Here is a 17,019-nt window from a genome sequence, read left to right as displayed (position 1 = left end):
GTCCTTCAGGCGGCCGGGGGTGCCGACCACGATGTGGATGCCGAAGTTCAGGGCGCGGGCTTCCTTGCGGGCGTCCATGCCGCCGACGCAGGTGGTGATCTTGGCCTTGGACTCGCCGTACAGCCATTCCAGCTCGGCCGAAACCTGCAACGCCAGTTCGCGCGTGGGCGCGATGGCCAGCATCAGCGGGGCGTCGGCCGGACCGAAGGTTTCATTGTCGCCCAGCAGGGACGCGGCCGCCGCCAGGCCGAAGGCCACCGTCTTGCCCGATCCGGTCTGGGCCGAGACCAGCATGTCGGCCTCGCCGTGCCCTTCCAGAACCGCAGCCTGGACGGGGGTGGGCTCGGCATAGCCCTTGTTGACGAGAGCGCGGTCTAGCGCGGGGTGGATCGCGGGAAAGGGCATATACGACCTGAAAAAGAGCAAGGCGGTCGCCGAAACGACCGCGCCCGGCCAAGGCTTAACAGCCGGCCGGGCGATGAGAAGGCGGTCTCTATACACCAATAACGGCCCCGATGCGGCGGTTTTCCGCAAAAAGACCGCCGTTCACCACGCTTGTTCAGGCGCCGTTGACCGCAAAGCCACGATCCTGAGGCTCAGCCGAGTTCATTTTCCGCCCGGAGACCGCCCATGACGATCCCGCCGCTGACCATCGCCGCCGCCGGCATGCAGGACGCCGCCTCGCGCTTCGAGGCCAGCGCCCGCCGCACGGCCGAGGGCTCGCTGGACAATCTGGCGGTCGAGGCCGTCGAGCAAATCCGCGCCAGGACCGACTTCTCGGCCAACGCCGCCGTCGCTCGCACCGCGGACGAGATGATGGGCACGCTGCTGGACGTCCTGGTCTGATCGAGCCGATCTGAACCGCAACGGCGAACGATCCTCGCCGCCGCACGTTTCCTCCCTGCGCGCCCTGCAGGGAGATTGCACATGGCCCAGTCGCATCCCGGCCCTTCCGGCCAATCCATCGCCTTCATGAAGGTCCAGCCCTATCAGGGCGGCGGACTGGTGCTGACCTCCGACGCGGTCGACGTCGACGGCTGGATCGGCGCCGAGTACAGCCTGGCGGGCGATGCGACCTCGCCGCCCCTGGCCTGGAGCGGGATGCTGGAGGCCGAGAGCTACGCCCTCGTCGTCGAAGACCCCGACGCCCCGCGCGACGAGCCGGCGGTGCACTGGATGATGTGGAACATCCCCGGCGACCTCACCGCCCTGCCCGCCGACGTCGAGCAGGCTGCGCACCCGGCGTCCGTGCCGGGCGCCGTCCAGGGCCGCAACCTGAGGGGCGAGCACGGCTGGCTGGGCATGGCGCCGCCGCCCGGATCGGCCCCGCATCATTATCATTTCCAGATGTTCGCCCTCGACCGCCGCCTGGAGCTGCCGCCCGAGACGCCCCTGTCCAAGCTGGTCAATGCGATAAAGGGCAGCGCCATCGCCAAGGGCGAGTTGGTCGGCCGCTATCAGAGCGGCGGCGACATCAGCGACCAACCCTCGCCCGCCCGCACCGGCTCTTACGGCGCCGATCCGGCCACGGGCCACCCCACCCGGGCCGAGATCGCGGCCGGGCGCGGCCCCCTGGACAGCGGCGACATCGACCGCCACGCCCCGCACAACGAAGAGGGCGTGACCCGCAGGCGCGGCGGCGAACCGCCCGATCCGAAACGCCCCTTCCGGCTCTAGAGGCTCAGCCCGCCTTCTCGGGCAGGTGGAAGAAGTCGATAAAGCGGGCGAAGACGGCGCGGTCGCCTTCGATGGTCATCGCCCCCTCGCCTTCCAGCGCCTGCAACGGAACCTTGCCGTAGACGGCGGCGGCCACGACCGCGGGCGGCGAGGCGCGCACCACGACGTCGCAGCCCTCGACCTCGCCCCGTCGCGTCTCGATCCTTCCGTCGGCCACAGTCACCACCATGCGGTCCTCGTCCAGGGCGAAGCCCAGACGCATGACGGCGCCCCGCGCCCTCGCCGGATCGAACATGGTCTCGAACGACTGCATGACGGACACCGCGCTGATCGGCAGGCTTGGATCGTGCTGGGGCGAGCGCGCGGCCCAACGGCCCAGCACCATGAAGACCGGCTTGATCTCATAGCCCCACTCGGTCAGCTCATAGACCTGGACCGAGGCGGGCGGCGGCAGCTTGCGGCGCTGGACGACGCCCGAGGCCTCCAGCCCCTCCAGCCGCTGCGTCAGGACGTTGGCCGACAGGCCCCACAGGTCTTTGCGCAGGTCGCTGAAACGCCTCGGCCCCATCATGAGTTCTCGTATGACCAGCAGCGCCCAACGCTCGCCGATCAGGTCGAGCCCGTGGGCGGCGCCGCAGGCGTCATGGTAGCGGCGCGAGCGGCCGGGGGATACGTTAGTTACTTTTTCTAACTTCATGGTTGACTAACATAACACGATAGGACACCGTTACGCCAGATCAGGGAGGATCGCCAAATGGCCAAGCTTGTCTTCATCAACCTGCCCGTCACTGACCTGCCCCGCTCCGTCGCCTTCTACGAGTCCGTCGGCGCCAGCCTGAACCCCAGGTTCTCGGACGACACGGCCGCCTGCCTGGTGTTTTCGGACACCATCCACGCCATGCTGCTGACCCACGACAAGTTCTCCAGCTTCACCGACCGCGCCATTCCCGACGCGCACAAGACCGCCCAGGTGCTGATCTGCGTCTCGGAAGACAGCCGCCAGGCCGTCGACGCCGTGATCGACCGCGCCGCCAAGGCGGGCGGCCAGGCCGACCCCAACGCCGCCCAGGACTACGGCTTCATGTACGGCCGCAGCTACGCCGATCCCGACGGCCACATCTGGGAAGTCATGTGGATGGACCCCGAAGCCGCCGCCGAGGGCCCCGAGGCCTTCGCCGCCCAGGTTGGAGGCGGCTGAGCCATGACCGACAAGATCATTCCCTGCCTCTGGTACGACCTGGGCCAGGCGAAGAAGGCGGCCGAATTTTACGTCTCGCTGGGCCTGCCCGACAGTCACGTCGACCGCGTTGTCGCCAGCCCCGCCGACAATCCGTCCAGCCCCGAAGGGTCCGAACTGGTGGTCGAGTTCACCCTGGCCGGGCGGCCCTATGTCGGCCTGAACGGCGGGCCGAACTTCCCCCAGACCGAGGCCGTCTCCTTCATGATCATGACGGACGACCAGACCGAGACCGACCGCCTGTGGGACGCCATCGTCAGCAATGGCGGCGCCGAAAGCGCCTGCGGCTGGTGCAAGGACCGCTGGGGCGTGAACTGGCAGATCACCCCGCGTCGCCTGATGGCCTTCTATGACGACCCCGACCCCGCCCGCTCCAAGGCCGCCTTCGAGGCCATGATGACGATGACGAAGATCGACATCGCCGCCATCGAGGCCGCTGCTGACAAGATTGGGTGAACTTAGTGGGCCGCGGTCGGAAGGCTCGCCTTGACTGCTTCGCGCCTCCCTGCGGGTCTCGACCCGACGCGGCCTGAGCTGTCGCTTTCCACCAAGCCTACGCCTGCGCCTTCAACGACCATCCCCACCCGCCCCTCAAGCAGCAAGCCGCCGCGCGGCGAGCGATAGGGGCCAAACCTCCGAAGGAGAAATCAAGATGTCCTATATCACCGGCTTCCTGACCCCTGTGAAAACCGAGAACAAGGACCGCTACATCGAGTCCGCCCGCGTCGCCTGGCCCCTGTTCAAGGGCTATGGCGCCCTGGCCCATGTCGAGAACTGGGGCGTGGACGTGCCGGACGGCAAGCTGACCAGCTTCCCCATGTCTGTGAAGCTGGAGGACGGCGAGGTCGTGGTCTTCTCCTGGCTGATCTGGCCCGACAAGAAGACCGCCGATGACGCCTGGGCCAGGATGCAGGAAGACCCGGCCATGGCGAACATGGACATGCCCTTCGACGGCAAGCGCATGATGTGGGGCGGCTTCGAGACGGTCTTCGACGAGAAGCAGTAGGCGTTTTCCGGCGGCCTTGCGCGCCCCGATCGGATGCGTTAGGCCGCCCTCGTCTTCCTCGCGAAGGCCGTAAGCGTCTCACGTCAGGCAACGCATCCTCCGGTCTCGGCCGGAACATCCCGTTCATCGGGCGGATGCACATGGCCGACGACCTCTTTGATGAGACTGCTTTCAAATGAGCTATCCCACCTTCATCACCTTGCGGCGCCTGCCCGCGCGCTACGCCGCCGTGGCGACCCCGCTGGTCCTGTCGCTGCTGATGACCTTCGTGGTCTCCGCCATCGCCACGGCCCGCAGCCTGGGCTTCACCCCGGCCTTCCCCTCGACCTGGATGTCCGCCTGGGGCCTGTCCTGGCTGGTCGCCTTCCCTACCCTGCTGCTGGTCCTGCCGGTGGTGCGCCGCATCGTCGGCCTGATCGTCGAACCCGCGCAGGGCTGAGACCAAAGAAAAAGGGCGGCTCGCCAGAGCCGCCCTTCGCCTTTTGTCGTCCGCGCCCCGGATCAGCTGTCCAGGAAGGACCGCAGTTTCCGCGACCGCGAAGGGTGCTTCAGCTTGCGCAGGGCCTTGGCCTCGATCTGACGGATGCGTTCGCGGGTCACGCTGAACTGCTGGCCGACTTCTTCCAGGGTGTGGTCGGTGTTCATGCCGATGCCGAAGCGCATCCGCAGGACGCGTTCCTCGCGCGGGGTCAGCGAGGCCAGGACGCGGGTCGTGGTTTCGCGAAGGTTCGACTGGATGGCGGCGTCGATCGGCAGGACCGCGTTCTTGTCCTCGATGAAGTCGCCCAGGTGCGAGTCTTCCTCGTCGCCGATGGGCGTTTCGAGGCTGATCGGCTCCTTGGCGATCTTCAGGACCTTGCGGACCTTCTCCAGCGGCATGGCCAGCTTTTCGGCCAGTTCTTCCGGGGTCGGCTCGCGGCCGATCTCGTGCAGCATCTGGCGGCTGGTGCGGACGATCTTGTTGATCGTCTCGATCATGTGCACCGGGATGCGGATGGTCCGCGCCTGGTCGGCGATCGAGCGGGTGATGGCCTGACGGATCCACCAGGTGGCGTAGGTCGAGAACTTGTAGCCGCGACGGTATTCGAACTTGTCGACCGCCTTCATCAGACCGATGTTGCCTTCCTGGATCAGATCCAGGAACTGCAGGCCGCGGTTGGTGTATTTCTTGGCGATCGAGATGACGAGGCGCAGGTTGGCCTCGACCATTTCCTTCTTGGCCTGGCGGGCTTCGCGTTCGCCCTTCTGGACCGTCTGGACGATGCGGCGATAGTCGTCGATCGGCAGGCCGGCCTCGGTGGCCACGGCGGCGACGTCAGCGCGGATCTGGGCGATCTGGGCCGCTTCATTGTCGCTGAACTTGGTCCAGCGCACGCCCATTTCCTTGACGCGTTCCGACCAGTTCGGGTCCAGCTCCGAGCCGAAGTAGGCCTTGAGGAACTCGGGACGCGAAATGCCGTAGCTGTCGGCCAGGCGCAGCAGGCGGCCTTCCAGACCGATCAGGCGCTTGTTGATCGCGTAAAGCTGCTCGACCAGGGCCTCGATGCGGTTGTTGTTCAGCTTCATCGTCTTCAGACGATCCGAGATCGTCTTCGTCAGCGTCTCGTAGGCCTTGTGGTCCTTGGCGCTGAGCACCTCGCCCTTCAGGCGGGCCTCGACCAGCTTGTCCTGCAGCTTGCGGAAGCCGCCGAAGTCGGCCGCGATCGCGTCCAGGACTTCCATGACGCCGTCGCGCAACTCGGCTTCCAGGGCCGAGATCGACATGCCGCCGCCGTCGTCGAAGTCGTCCTCGTCCTCATCCTCGCCTTCGCCCTCGGGCTTCTCGGCGCCGGGCGCGGGGGCCTCGCCGGCCGGGGGCTGATTGTGCGGCAGGGACGAGGGATTGAGGATGCCATAGGTGGCGTCCAGGTCGATCACTTCGCGCAGAAGGATGCGGTTGTTGGCCAGCTCCTCGCGCCAGACCATGATGGCCTCGAAGGTCAGGGCGCTTTCGCACAGACCCGAGATCATGGCGTCGCGGCCGGCTTCGATGCGCTTGGCGATGGCGATTTCGCCCTCGCGGCTCAGCAGTTCGACCGAGCCCATTTCGCGCAGATACATGCGCACGGGGTCGTCGGTGCGGTCATAGGCGGCCTTGGCCGGGGCTTCGGCGACCGAGGTCTCGGCGGCGGCGGCCACGTCGGTGCCGGTCGATTCCGCCGCATCTTCCTCGGCCTCGACGACGTTGACGCCCATTTCCGACAGCATGGCCAGGGTGTCTTCGATGGCGTCCGGGGTCACTTCCTCAGACGGGAGGACCTTGTTCAGCTCCTCCATCGTGACATAGCCGCGGGCCTTGGCCTGCTTGATGAACTTCTTGACGCCGGCGTCCGTCAGATCGAGCAGGGGCCCGTCGGTATTGGCTTCGGCATCCTGCGTCTCGGTCTGCGCGCTCATTCAGTCTGTCTCCACGACCGCTCGGGGGTGATCAGTCCCCTGCGGCGAAAATACAACGCCGGACGACTTCGTTAGTTACGAAGAAGCCGCGTCTTCCCAAATCGTTCCGGTCTTGATGGCCCGTCGCAAAGCATCGCGCTCGGCTTTCACCAGGGTGAAGGCCGAGTTGTCGAACGCCTGATGGGCGCCCGACTTTGCTGACGCCAGCGCCTGCTCCAACGCCGCTACGCGGGTCAGAGCGTCAAACGCCTGCGACCACCGGATCCTCGCCTCGCCGAGGGGCTTGTCTGCAGCCAGGAATGGCGCGCCGGACTTTGCCGCCGCCTTCTCGACCTCGTGCATCAAGGCATCATGACCCGAGTGGGCCAGATGGCGTCGGATCGCGGCGGAGTCAAGGCTCCGGCCGGAAAACCGTAGCCGGACCAGTTCCTGCGCCAGTCCGTCCAGCGCCGGATCGCCGAATCCGTGCCGGGCGATGGCCTCCAGATGGTCGTCCATCCGCTCGGGATCATCGACCGCGCCGTGGGCCAGGGCGGCTGCCACCGGCTCAATGGAGCGGAACAGGGCGTGCATGGCCTGGGCGCCCTCGGTCGTCTGCCCCAGCTTGGGCGGCGGACCGCGCCAGCGCCCGCCGGGGCCGGGCCGCCCCCCGCCCTGCGGATAGCCCTGCTGTTGCGGCTGACGCGGGAACAGGGCGTCGAACCGCTCGAACAGGTCGCGCCGGTATTGCTCGGCCAGGTCCTTGTCCTGAATGGCCGAGGCCGCCTGACGCAGCCGCCCCTTCAGCCCCGCCTTGCGTTCCGGCGTGTCCAGCGGCTCGGCCTCGACCTCGCGGCGGAACAGGACCTCGATGAAGGGCCGGGTGTCGCTGAGCGCATGGCGCAGGGCCGGCGCCCCCTTGTCGCGCAGGATGTCGTCCGGGTCCTGCCCGCCTTCCAGCAGGGCGAAGCGGAACGACCGCCCCGATTTCAGCAGGGGCAGCGACCGTTCGATCGAGCGGTAGGCCGCCCGCAGCCCCGCCGCGTCGCCGTCGAAGCACAGCACGGGCTCGGCCGAGACCCGCCACAGACGCTCCATCTGTTCTTCCGTCAGGGCCGTGCCCATGGGCGCCACCGCCGGCAGGCCCGCGCGCTGGCAGGCGATGACGTCCATATAGCCTTCGACGACGATGATGCCCTGCTCGCCGCGGCTCTCGGCCCCCAGGATGCGACGGGCCTCGGGCAGGCCGTAGAGGGTGGCGCCCTTGTGAAACAGCGGGCTCTCCGGCCCGTTCAGATACTTGGCCCGGTCGTCGGGGTTCATGGCCCGCCCGCCGAAGCTGACGATCCGTCCGCGCGCGTCCAGGATGGGGAACATCAGCCGGTCGCGGAACCGATCATAGGGCGCCCCGCCGCTGTCGGGCGAAATCAGCATCCCGGCCTCGACCAGATCGCCGGGCCTGGCCCCGCGCTGGATCAGGGCGTTCTTCAGCCCCTCGCGGTCGTTGGGGGCGTAGCCCAGGCCGAAGCGTTCCCACTGATCCTCGGGCAGACCGCGCTTTTCCAGATATTCGCGCGCCGCCTTGCCGACCGAGCGGCGCAGGTTGGCCGCGAACCACTTCTGGGCCAGGTCCATCCAGTCGGTCAGGCCCTGCTTCTTCGCCTCGCGCTCCGCCGCCTGCGGGTCCTCGGCGGGCAGTTGCATCCCCGCCTCGCCCGCCAGCCGCTGCACCGCCTCGACGAAGCTGAGCCGCTCGGTCTCCTGCAGGAAGCTGATGATGTCGCCGTGCTTGCCGGAACTGAAGTCGTGGAAGAAGCCCTTGTCGTCGTTGACGAAGAAGCTGGGCGACCGCTCCTTGGAAAAGGGGCTGAGGCCGACATATTCGCGGCCCTGACGCTTGAGCGTCACCGTCCGCCCGATCACGTCGGACGGCCGAAGGCGGGCCTTCAGTTCTTCAAGGAAACGATCGTCGAAACGCACGTCTTCAGACACCTTGGCGCGGGGATGAGGGGAAGGGCCGTCGCGCCGTCGTACATGGCCATCCCCGACTATGTTTTCCACAGCCCTGTGAAGATCGAGGAGAAGTCCGTCGCTTGCGGCCGCAGGCCTATTTCCACGCCTCGCCCGTCCGGCCCAGGGCCTCGCCCTTGAGGCCGAAGTCGCTGCGCGCCCCGCTGGCCCAGGCCGACAACAGCAGACCGGCGCTCAGGACGACAGCGACCGTTCGCATCAGGCTGAAACTCATGGGCGTCCTCCAGGACCCGCCACCTTAGGCGCGATCCATGACAGATGGAAAAGCCCAGCTCCGCAAAACTGCGTTAGGGCTTCATTAACCAAGAAGGCCGTCGCCGCCCCGCCATCGTCCGAATGCGAACGAAATGCCGCGCGACAACCCGATTATCCACAGCCTGTGGATTGATTCGCTTGAAGGACGATCCATGCTCATCGCCATCGCCCGCCCGGCGGTGGAGCCCCAAGGCCCCGACGCCGTCGCCGTCCCCGGCTCCCCCGCCATTCCGCGCCTTTCGCCCCGCGCCCTGCACGCGCGCCTGCTGGACAACGCCGCCGCGCGCCGTCGCCGCGGGCTGGAGAGAAGGCTGGCCCGCCGGACTGAGGACGCCGCCTACTGGATTTCGGCGGCGCCGATGGCGGTGCGAAAGGCCAGCGAACTGCGGCGGGATACGACTTTCGTCGAACTGCCCTGAGCCTTTCGCAACAGGCTTCATTACAGAAAAATTCAGAAACCGGGCGCACACCGTCAGGACGTTCTTTCCGAGTTTCCCGATGTCCGACGCCGCTCCGCTGCACGCCGCCTTCCTTCGCCCCCTGCTCGAGGTCATGGCGGAACAGTTGGGCGGCGCCGTCATCCTGCACGCCGCGCCGACGGGCCAGATCCTGATGGTGGCGGGCGGCGTTCCGGGGCTGGACATCCCCGACCCTGTCGGCGCTCGACCGGACGACTACGCCGACCGCTTCCAGATCTTCGCCCAGGACGGCTCCGTCGCGAAGAGAGAGGCCCTGCCGGTCGTGCGGGCCATGACCACAGGCGAGCCGATCATCGACGAGGTCTGGCTGCTGGGCGCCGGCGGCGAGCCGGCGCCGGTCTTCGTCGATTCCTATCCGCTCAAGGACGAGGGCGGCGCCGTCATCGGCGTCATCGCCACCGCGACCGACCCAAAACGCTGGAGCCTGCGCGCTGAACGGCTGCGGCAGTCGATCTCGGTCCGTGGTCGCTTCGGCCGAGACTGAGGCTCAGCGCAGCTCCGGCAGGCGCCGCATCAGGGAATCGCGCAGCTTGCGCCGGCGCTCGGCCGAGGATTTAGGGCGGACGCGCTCACGATGCTCCATCCCACCGCCCCAACGTTCGTGCACGGCCGCCGCCAACGCCGGATGCCGGTCGTGCTGGTGGACGATGGGGCTGGCCCCGCCGTCGGGGTTGAAGATGCGGCCGTCCTGCACGCGCAAGTCCGCGCTCGGCGTCAGGCCCAGGGTGGCCACCCTACCGTAGTTGGGCACGATCTCGCCCTCGATCAGGCCCAGGTGGACGGCGATGTTGCAGGCCGCCTGATCGGCCCCGAACGCCCCGCCGATCTCCGAGCGCGGCACGGCGGCCAGCATCAGCAGGGTCCGGCAGAAACGGATCATGGCCTCGCGCGGCCCCATCACCGTGCCGACGCAGACGCAGGGCTTGTCGGCCAGGGCGCGCGCGACATCCTCGCCGCCGACGCCGCGCAGATACTTCATGTTGAAGGCGTGATCGGCCAGGACGCCGTCGGCGTATTCATTGAAGAACTCCAGCCCGCGCGGCTGCGGCGCGAACGGCGCGGCCTGGAAGACAACATCGCGCACGTCGGTCAGCAGGACGTTGCGGGCCTGGGGCCGCTCGCTCATCAGCCGGTCGAAGGCGGCGAAGCGCGCCATCACCGGGTGCGGCGCCCAGGCCGCGACCGGCGCGGGGGCTGCGGCCTCGATGCGGTTCTCGGCCAGGAAGGCGAGAAGTTCCGGCTCCTGGTCCACGACCAGAACCACCGGCCCGTCAAACACGGCCCGCAGCGAGCGCACGAAGGGCGCCACGTCGGCGGCGTCATAGCCGGTGGCGTAGCCCAGGATCAGGTCATCCGTCGGCGCCGAGGCCGCGGGCTTTCCCCGCTCGCCGAGCATCGCCCCGGCGAGCCAGCCCAGATACGCCGACTTCGCCGCGGGAGCCGTCATCTAGGCCTTCATCGACTCAGCGAAGCGGTTGAACAGATAGAGGCTGTCCGTCGGCCCGGGCGAGGCCTCGGGGTGGTGCTGGACGCTGAAGATCGGCTTGTCCTTGACGGCGATGCCGCAGTTGGTGCCATCGAACAGGCTGACGTGGGTTTCGACCACGGCGTCCGGCAGGCTGTCGCGGTCCACGGTGAAGCCGTGGTTCATCGACACGATCTCGACCTTGCCCGTCGTCAGGTCCTTGACCGGATGGTTGGCGCCGTGGTGGCCCTGCTCCATCTTGACCGTCTGGGCGCCCAGGGCGATGGCCAGCATCTGGTGGCCCAGGCAGATGCCCATCAGGGGCTTGCCGCTGGCGACCAGCTTCTTGATCTCGGGCACGGCGTATTGGCCGGTCGCGGCCGGGTCGCCCGGACCGTTCGACAGGACCACGCCGTCAGGATTGCGGGCCAGGATGTCCTCGGCCGAGGTGGTGGCCGGAACCACGGTGATCTTGGCGCCGGTCGAGGCCAGGGCGCGCAGGATGTTGCGCTTCACGCCATAGTCCACGACCACGACGTTCTTGTCGGTCGCTTCCACGCGCGGATAGCCGGCGGGCCATTCCCAGACGCCCTCGTTCCAGTCGAAGGCCTGAAGCGTCGAGGCGTCCTTGGCCAGGTCCAGGCCGACCAGGCCGGTCCAGGCCCTGGCCTGGGCCACCAGGGCCTCGAGATCGAACTGGCCGTCCGGGTGGTGGGCGATGACGGCGTGCGGCGCGCCCTTGTCGCGGATGATCTTGGTCAGGGCGCGGGTGTCCACGCCGGCCAGGCCGACCACGCCGCGGCGCTTCATCCAGGCGTCGAGATCGCCGCCCGCGCGCCAGTTGGCCGGATCGGTCGGGACGTCGCGGAAGATGGCGCCGCGCGCCGAGGTGCCGGAACCGTCGCCGATCTGCTCCACGTCCTCGACGTTCACGCCGACGTTGCCGACGTGCGGGAAGGTGAAGGCCAGGATCTGGCTCATGTAGGAGGGGTCGGTCAGGATTTCCTGATAGCCCGTCATGGCGGTGTTGAAGACTACTTCGCCGAGGGCCGTGCCGACGGCGCCGACGCCGATCCCCTGCAGGATGGTGCCGTCAGCGAGCGCGAGGACGCCAGTGGCGCCGGACAGAATCTGGGTCGTCATGGCGCAGGCTCCTAACAATGAATACGGGCAGACAAACGGCGGGGTGACTAAAGAGATGCCGGGGCGGGGTCAACCGCCCTTGGACCTTATCGCCCTCAAACCTTCCGGCCCTTGCGCACCCAGACCCAGGCCAGACTGGTCAGGGCGAAGAATCCGACGCTGGGCAGGATATAGCCACCCGCCGCCGCCGCGACCGCAAAGGCCGAGAAGACCACGCCGACCACGGCCAGGGCGCGCCAGCCGGTCTTGGTCGTCAGCTTCCACAGCGTCATCGAACACAGGGCGTAGAGGCAGAGCGTCAGCACCGAGGTCACGCCGATCAGGACGCCGAACTGCTCGCCCAGGGTCGGCTGGGCGCTGGCGACGACCAGGACGCTCATGACCACGCAGTTGAGGATGGGGTTGCTCAGCGGAGTCTTGCCCTTCTGCGCCCCGCCGAACCAGCGCGGCATCCAGCCGGCCTCGGCCGCCCCGCGCGAGGTCTCGCCCGCCAGCATGGTCCAGCCGGCGATGGTGCCCAGCACCTTGATCACGGCGCAGGCCGCGACCAGACCGGCCACGGACGAGCCCATGACCCGCGCCACGAGGTCGGCGTAGGGGCTGGTCGAATGCACAAGCACATCCGCCGGAATGACGCCGAAGACGGCGATGCTGGCGGCCACATAGACGATGAAGGCTAGAGCCACCCCGCCCAGCGAGGCGCGACCCACGTCGACGGACGGGTTCTTGACCAGGCTGGACAGGGCCGCGGCGCTCTCCACGCCCAGGAAGGCCCAGAAGATGATGGCCAGCGAAGCGGGGACGGTCTTCAACAGGGGCTGGTCGCCGGGGCTCCACGAGGCCGCGAAGGTATCGCCGCTGAAGGCGACGGCCCCGGCGATGATGGCCAGGACGATGGGGATCAGGCCGAGGCCCAGGGTGATGGCCCCGAACCGCGCCGCCGTCTTGGCCCCCGAGGCATAGGCCGCCGTCGTCAGCCAGATCAGGGCCAGGTTGCTGACCGCCGCCCACAAAGGCTCCTTCAGCGCCGGAATGAAGAAGGCCAGATAGCCGGTGCCCGCCACCGCCAGCGCCACGTTCCCGGCCAGGCAGGCGGCCCAGTAGGCCAGCCCCGTCTGATAGCCGATGAAGCGGCCCATGCCGCGCCGGGTGAAGTCAGACAGACCGTCGGCGTCCGGCTGCATCCGGCCCAGACCGCCGAACACCAGGGCCAGGGTCACGGCGCCCAGGCCGCAGATCAGCCAGCCGATGAGGCTGCTGCTGCCCGTCGGCGCCAGGGTCGCAGGCAAGAGATAGACGCCCGAACCGATCATATTGCCGGCCACCACCAGGGCGGCGAGCGCCCAGCCAATGCGGTGCGGCGGGTCGGGCAGGATTTCCGTCTGGGTCATGCCCGCCCTTTACGCGGGAATTCTCGCCCCGTCCCATGCGAATACGCCGCCGCTGTCAGCGGGCGTCAGACCCTCGATCACCGTCAGCAGGCTGGCCGCGGAAAAGGCCGGGGAGAACAGCTTCTCCGGCTTGACCCCGCGCTGGAAGGGCGCGCTCAGGGCCGTGTCCACCGTGCCCGGATGCAGGCCCGCGACCACCGCCTGCGGATGGGTGCGCGCCAGCTCCACCGACAGGGTCTTCAGGATCATGTTCAGCGCCGCCTTGGACGCGCGATAGCTGTGCCAGCCGCCCAGCCGGTTGTCGCCGATGGAGCCGACCCGCGCCGACAGGGCCGCGAACACCGCCCGCTGGTCGCGCGGCAAAAGAGGCAGGAAGTGACGGGCCGCCAGCGCCGGGCCTACGGCGTTGATCCGGTAGTCGCGCATCAGATGCTCCGCCGTCAGCTCGCGCCAGCTGCGTTCGGGCGTCTGGCCGGAGTGCAGCACCCCGGTCGCCGCCACGATCAGGCTCGGCGGCGGCCCCTCGGCGATGCGGGCGGCGGCGGCGGCCATGCCGGCCTCGTCCTCCAGATCGAGAAGACCATGCGTCACGCCGTCGATGGGCGCGACCGGCGTACGCGACAGGCCGTGCACCACGCGGTCGCCCGCCTGCCCCAGCTGCTGCGCCAGCGCCCGCCCAACGCCGCCCGACACGCCGATGATGATCGCCGAACCCTGCGTCATGGCTTTTGCTCTCCCTTGTCGTGGGGAAATACGTGGTTGAAGCGTCTCTGGACCGATCACGCCCTACCCTCGCCATCAGCGCGGGTTTAGGAAGCGGCCAGCCCCCGACTCACCCTGGACGCCCCATGACCATCACCACGGTCGGCCTCGATGCCGACGACACCCTGTGGCACAACGAGACCATCTTCCGCCTGAGCCAGAAGCGGTTCGTGGACCTGCTGGCCGATCACGCCGACGAGCCGGTGATGATGGGGCGTCTGGCCGAGGTCGAGCGGCGCAACCTGCGGCTCTACGGCTATGGGGTGAAGGGCTTCACCCTGTCGATGCTGGAGACGGCCATGGAGCTGTGCGACGGCGCCGCCCCGCCGCACATCATCCGCGAGATCCTGGCCGCCGGTCGCGAAATGCTGACCCACCCGGTCGAGACCCTGCCGGGCGTCGACGAAGCCCTGGCCGAGCTGTCGGAGACATACCGCCTGGTCCTGATCACCAAGGGCGACCTGATGGATCAGGAGCGCAAGCTGGCGGCGTCCGGCCTCGGCGACCTGTTCGCCGCCGTCGAGATCGTCTCGGAGAAGGACCGCTCGACCTATGACCGCGTCTTCGCCCGCCACGGCACCGGCGCCGCCGAGGCCGTCATGGCCGGCAACTCGATGAAGTCCGACGTCCTGCCCGCCATCGAGGCCGGGGCCTTCGCCGCCCACATTCCCTATGAGATCACCTGGGCCCACGAACTGGCCGAGGCGCCGGAGGGCCACCCCCGCTACGTCAGCCTCAGCCGCATCGGCGAACTGCCCGACTGGATCGCCGCCATTGAAGACGCGGACTGAATCCACAACCCGCCTCATTCTGGCCCTTGCCCCTCCGGTCCCTCCTCTCTAAACGGGCCGCTTAACCGACAACCTGAACGGATCGGTCGCGGGGGTTCGCCCTGCGTCCGGTTTCTTCGCGCGCGTGGAGCCCGCCGCTGACCAGCCATGAGGAAAAGGATGCTATGGTGCGCGCTGCTCTGGCCGAGCAGGGCGACAGCGGGATCACCCCGCGCCATACGCTGTTCTACTTCTATGGCGCCGGCGACCACGGCGACCTCAACGAGGTGGCCCGCCGCGCCGGGTTCCTGACACGGGGCCAGGACGACATGACCGTTCTGGAGACGACCATAGCGGTCGACGAGGCGTCGTTTTCGCCTGTGTCGGCCATGATGCAATCCTGGGCCGCGGCCTTCCAGCTCGATTACGACGGCTGGGAGTGCACGGTCGTGACGAACTGAGTAGACGCCGATGCCCAAGCGCACAGACATCCAGTCCATCCTGATCATCGGCGCCGGCCCGATCGTCATCGGCCAGGCGTGTGAGTTCGACTATTCCGGCGTTCAGGCCTGCAAGGCGCTGAAGGCCGAGGGTTACCGGGTCATCCTGGTCAACTCGAACCCCGCCACCATCATGACCGACCCGGAGGTGGCCGACGCCACCTATATCGAGCCGATCACGCCGGACATCGTCGAGAAGATCATCGCCAAGGAGCGCCCCGACGCCCTGCTGCCGACCATGGGCGGCCAGACCGCACTGAACACGGCCCTGGCCCTGAACGCCTCGGGCGCCCTGGCCAAGTACGGCGTCGAGATGATCGGCGCCAAGGCCGAGGTCATCGACAAGGCCGAGGACCGTCAAAAGTTCCGCGACGCCATGGACAAGCTGGGTCTGGAAAGCCCCCGCTCGCGCGCCATCCACCACATCGAGGAAGCCGACGAGGCCCTGGCCTTCGTGGGCCTGCCCGCCATCATCCGCCCCAGCTTCACCCTGGCCGGCACCGGCGGCGGCATCGCCTACAACATCGAGGAGTTCCACGAGATCGTGGAGCGCGGTCTGGACCTGTCGCCGACCACCGAGGTCCTGATCGAAGAGTCGGTCCTGGGCTGGAAGGAATACGAGATGGAGGTCGTCCGCGACACGGCGGACAACTGCATCATCATCTGCTCGATCGAGAACGTGGACCCCATGGGCGTCCACACCGGCGACAGCATCACCGTCGCCCCGGCCCTGACGCTGACCGACAAAGAATATCAGCTGATGCGGACCGGCTCGATCAACGTCCTGCGCGAGATCGGCGTCGAGACCGGCGGCTCCAACGTCCAGTGGGCGATCAACCCGGCCGACGGCCGCATGGTCGTCATCGAGATGAACCCGCGCGTGTCGCGCTCCTCGGCCCTGGCCTCCAAGGCCACCGGCTTCCCCATCGCCAAGGTCGCCGCCCGTCTGGCCGTCGGCTACACCCTGGACGAGCTGCAGAACGACATCACCCAGGTCACGCCGGCCAGCTTCGAGCCGAGCATCGACTATGTGGTCACCAAGATCCCGCGCTTCGCGTTTGAAAAGTATCCGGGTTCGGAACCCCACCTGACCACGGCCATGAAGTCGGTCGGCGAGGTCATGGCCATCGGCCGCACCTTCCAGGAGTCGATGCAGAAGGCCCTGCGCGGTCTGGAAACCGGCCTCAACGGCTTTGACGAGATCGAGATCGAAGGCGTCGCCGACGCCGACGACGACGCGGGCGCCCGCGCCGCCGTCATCCGCGCCCTGGGCGAGCCCACGCCGGACCGCATCCGCGTCATCGCCCAGGCCTTCCGCCACGGCCTGACGGTCGAGGAAGTCCACGCCGCCTGCTTCTACGAGCCCTGGTTCCTGCGTCAGATCGCGGACCTGATCCGCACCGAGGGCCATGTCCGCGTCCAGGGCCTGCCCGCGACCGAGACCGAGTTCCGCAAGCTCAAGGCCAAGGGCTTCTCCGACGCCCGCCTGGCGGCCCTGACCGGCAAGACCGAAGCCGAGGTGCGCGGCGCCCGCCGCGCCCTGAAGGTCCGCCCGACCTTCAAGCGCATCGACACCTGCGCCGCCGAGTTCGCCTCGGCCACCGCCTATATGTATTCGACCTATGAGACCGGCGCCCTGGGCCAGATCCCCGAGTGCGAGGCCGAGCCGTCGGACCGCAAGAAGGCCATCATCCTCGGCGGCGGTCCCAACCGCATCGGCCAGGGCATCGAGTTCGACTACTGCTGCTGCCACGCAGCCTTCGCGTTTGCGGACATCGGCGTCGAGTCGATCATGGTCAACTGCAACCCCGAGACCGTCTCGACCGACTACGACACCTCGGACCGCCTCTATTTCGAGCCTCTGACCGAAGAGGACGTGCTGGAGCTG

General features: G+C 68.0%; 20 protein-coding genes. 11 read left to right on the top strand and 9 right to left on the bottom strand.

Going from position 1 to position 17,019, the window contains the following annotated elements; all coding sequences use genetic code 11:
• A partial coding sequence (locus VGE49_RS07985) for a DEAD/DEAH box helicase (RefSeq protein WP_331034029.1) occupies nt 1-405 on the bottom strand: 405 nt, incomplete at its 3' end.
• Nucleotides 406-630: 225 nt separating this feature from the next.
• Here VGE49_RS07985 and VGE49_RS07980 point away from each other — a divergent pair.
• Together VGE49_RS07980 and VGE49_RS07975 are read left to right on the top strand one after the other, a co-directional pair.
• The gene (locus tag VGE49_RS07980) at nt 631-846 is read left to right on the top strand and encodes a flagellar hook protein FlgE (RefSeq protein ID WP_331034028.1); all 216 of its coding nucleotides are present in this window, start codon (nt 631-633) and stop codon (nt 844-846) included.
• Nucleotides 847-927: 81 nt separating this feature from the next.
• A complete protein-coding gene (locus VGE49_RS07975) occupies nt 928-1,677 on the top strand; it encodes a YbhB/YbcL family Raf kinase inhibitor-like protein (RefSeq protein ID WP_331034027.1) in 750 nt (249 codons plus the stop codon).
• A gap of 4 nt (nt 1,678-1,681) precedes the next feature.
• Here the strand turns inward: VGE49_RS07975 and VGE49_RS07970 are convergent, their stop codons facing one another.
• A complete protein-coding gene (locus tag VGE49_RS07970) occupies nt 1,682-2,374 on the bottom strand; it encodes a winged helix-turn-helix transcriptional regulator (protein ID WP_331034026.1) in 693 nt (230 codons plus the stop codon).
• 57 nt (nt 2,375-2,431) lie between these two features.
• Here VGE49_RS07970 and VGE49_RS07965 point away from each other — a divergent pair, with 57 nt between their 5' ends.
• From VGE49_RS07965 to VGE49_RS07950, 4 genes are all read left to right on the top strand, one after another.
• The gene (locus VGE49_RS07965) at nt 2,432-2,875 is read left to right on the top strand and encodes a VOC family protein (protein ID WP_331034025.1); all 444 of its coding nucleotides are present in this window, start codon (nt 2,432-2,434) and stop codon (nt 2,873-2,875) included.
• 3 nt (nt 2,876-2,878) lie between these two features.
• The gene (locus VGE49_RS07960; protein ID WP_331034024.1) at nt 2,879-3,370 is read left to right on the top strand and encodes a VOC family protein; all 492 of its coding nucleotides are present in this window, start codon (nt 2,879-2,881) and stop codon (nt 3,368-3,370) included.
• 196 nt (nt 3,371-3,566) lie between these two features.
• A complete protein-coding gene (locus VGE49_RS07955) occupies nt 3,567-3,920 on the top strand; it encodes a DUF1428 domain-containing protein (protein ID WP_331034023.1) in 354 nt (117 codons plus the stop codon).
• Between the two features lie 175 nt (nt 3,921-4,095).
• Entirely contained in the window at nt 4,096-4,359 is a 264-nt protein-coding gene (locus VGE49_RS07950) for a DUF2798 domain-containing protein (RefSeq protein ID WP_331034022.1), read from the top strand.
• A gap of 62 nt (nt 4,360-4,421) precedes the next feature.
• Here VGE49_RS07950 and rpoD read toward each other — a convergent pair whose 3' ends face one another.
• The 3 genes from rpoD to VGE49_RS07935 form a co-directional block, all read right to left on the bottom strand.
• Nucleotides 4,422-6,356 (bottom strand): RNA polymerase sigma factor RpoD, encoded by a 1,935-nt coding sequence (rpoD, locus tag VGE49_RS07945; protein ID WP_331034021.1) that lies wholly within the window; start codon nt 6,354-6,356, stop codon nt 4,422-4,424.
• Between the two features lie 75 nt (nt 6,357-6,431).
• Nucleotides 6,432-8,315 carry a DNA primase gene (dnaG, locus tag VGE49_RS07940; RefSeq protein ID WP_331034020.1) on the bottom strand — a complete coding sequence of 628 codons (1,884 nt, stop codon included), beginning with the start codon at nt 8,313-8,315 and terminating at the stop codon, nt 6,432-6,434.
• Between the two features lie 127 nt (nt 8,316-8,442).
• A complete protein-coding gene (locus VGE49_RS07935; RefSeq protein WP_331034019.1) occupies nt 8,443-8,580 on the bottom strand; it encodes a hypothetical protein in 138 nt (45 codons plus the stop codon).
• Nucleotides 8,581-8,773: 193 nt separating this feature from the next.
• On the opposite strand from VGE49_RS07935, the gene VGE49_RS07930 reads away from it, so the two are divergent.
• Both VGE49_RS07930 and VGE49_RS07925 read left to right on the top strand, forming a co-directional pair.
• Nucleotides 8,774-9,040: a hypothetical protein gene (locus VGE49_RS07930; protein WP_331034018.1), complete on the top strand. Its 267-nt coding sequence runs from the start codon at nt 8,774-8,776 to the stop codon at nt 9,038-9,040.
• Nucleotides 9,041-9,119: 79 nt separating this feature from the next.
• On the top strand, nt 9,120-9,584 hold the full coding sequence (locus VGE49_RS07925; RefSeq protein ID WP_331034017.1) for a PAS domain-containing protein: 465 nt from the start codon (nt 9,120-9,122) through the stop codon (nt 9,582-9,584).
• Between the two features lie 3 nt (nt 9,585-9,587).
• Here the strand turns inward: VGE49_RS07925 and VGE49_RS07920 are convergent, their stop codons facing one another.
• The 4 genes from VGE49_RS07920 to VGE49_RS07905 all read right to left on the bottom strand — a co-directional run bounded on the left by VGE49_RS07920 (nt 9,588) and on the right by VGE49_RS07905 (nt 13,822).
• Complete coding sequence (locus VGE49_RS07920; RefSeq protein ID WP_331034016.1) at nt 9,588-10,547, bottom strand: hypothetical protein; 960 nt, start codon at nt 10,545-10,547, stop codon at nt 9,588-9,590.
• Entirely contained in the window at nt 10,548-11,708 is a 1,161-nt protein-coding gene (gene carA, locus VGE49_RS07915) for a glutamine-hydrolyzing carbamoyl-phosphate synthase small subunit (protein ID WP_331034015.1), read from the bottom strand.
• 95 nt (nt 11,709-11,803) lie between these two features.
• A complete protein-coding gene (locus tag VGE49_RS07910) occupies nt 11,804-13,099 on the bottom strand; it encodes an amino acid permease (protein ID WP_331034014.1) in 1,296 nt (431 codons plus the stop codon).
• Nucleotides 13,100-13,108: 9 nt separating this feature from the next.
• A complete protein-coding gene (locus tag VGE49_RS07905; RefSeq protein WP_331034013.1) occupies nt 13,109-13,822 on the bottom strand; it encodes an SDR family NAD(P)-dependent oxidoreductase in 714 nt (237 codons plus the stop codon).
• A 125-nt stretch (nt 13,823-13,947) separates the two neighbouring features.
• Between VGE49_RS07905 and VGE49_RS07900 the strand changes: the two genes are divergently transcribed.
• From VGE49_RS07900 to carB, 3 genes are all read left to right on the top strand, one after another.
• Nucleotides 13,948-14,652 carry an HAD family hydrolase gene (locus VGE49_RS07900; RefSeq protein WP_331034012.1) on the top strand — a complete coding sequence of 235 codons (705 nt, stop codon included), beginning with the start codon at nt 13,948-13,950 and terminating at the stop codon, nt 14,650-14,652.
• 164 nt (nt 14,653-14,816) lie between these two features.
• On the top strand, nt 14,817-15,092 hold the full coding sequence (locus tag VGE49_RS07895) for a hypothetical protein (protein ID WP_331034011.1): 276 nt from the start codon (nt 14,817-14,819) through the stop codon (nt 15,090-15,092).
• A 10-nt stretch (nt 15,093-15,102) separates the two neighbouring features.
• Nucleotides 15,103-17,019 (top strand): carbamoyl-phosphate synthase large subunit (gene carB, locus VGE49_RS07890; RefSeq protein WP_331034010.1); only part of this gene is annotated, 1,917 nt, incomplete at its 3' end.

Source organism: Brevundimonas sp. (assembly GCF_036405315.1).
GTDB lineage: Bacteria > Pseudomonadota > Alphaproteobacteria > Caulobacterales > Caulobacteraceae > Brevundimonas.
The sequence above is the reverse complement of the archived record's forward strand: the minus strand, read 5'-3'. Positions and strand labels throughout refer to the sequence as shown.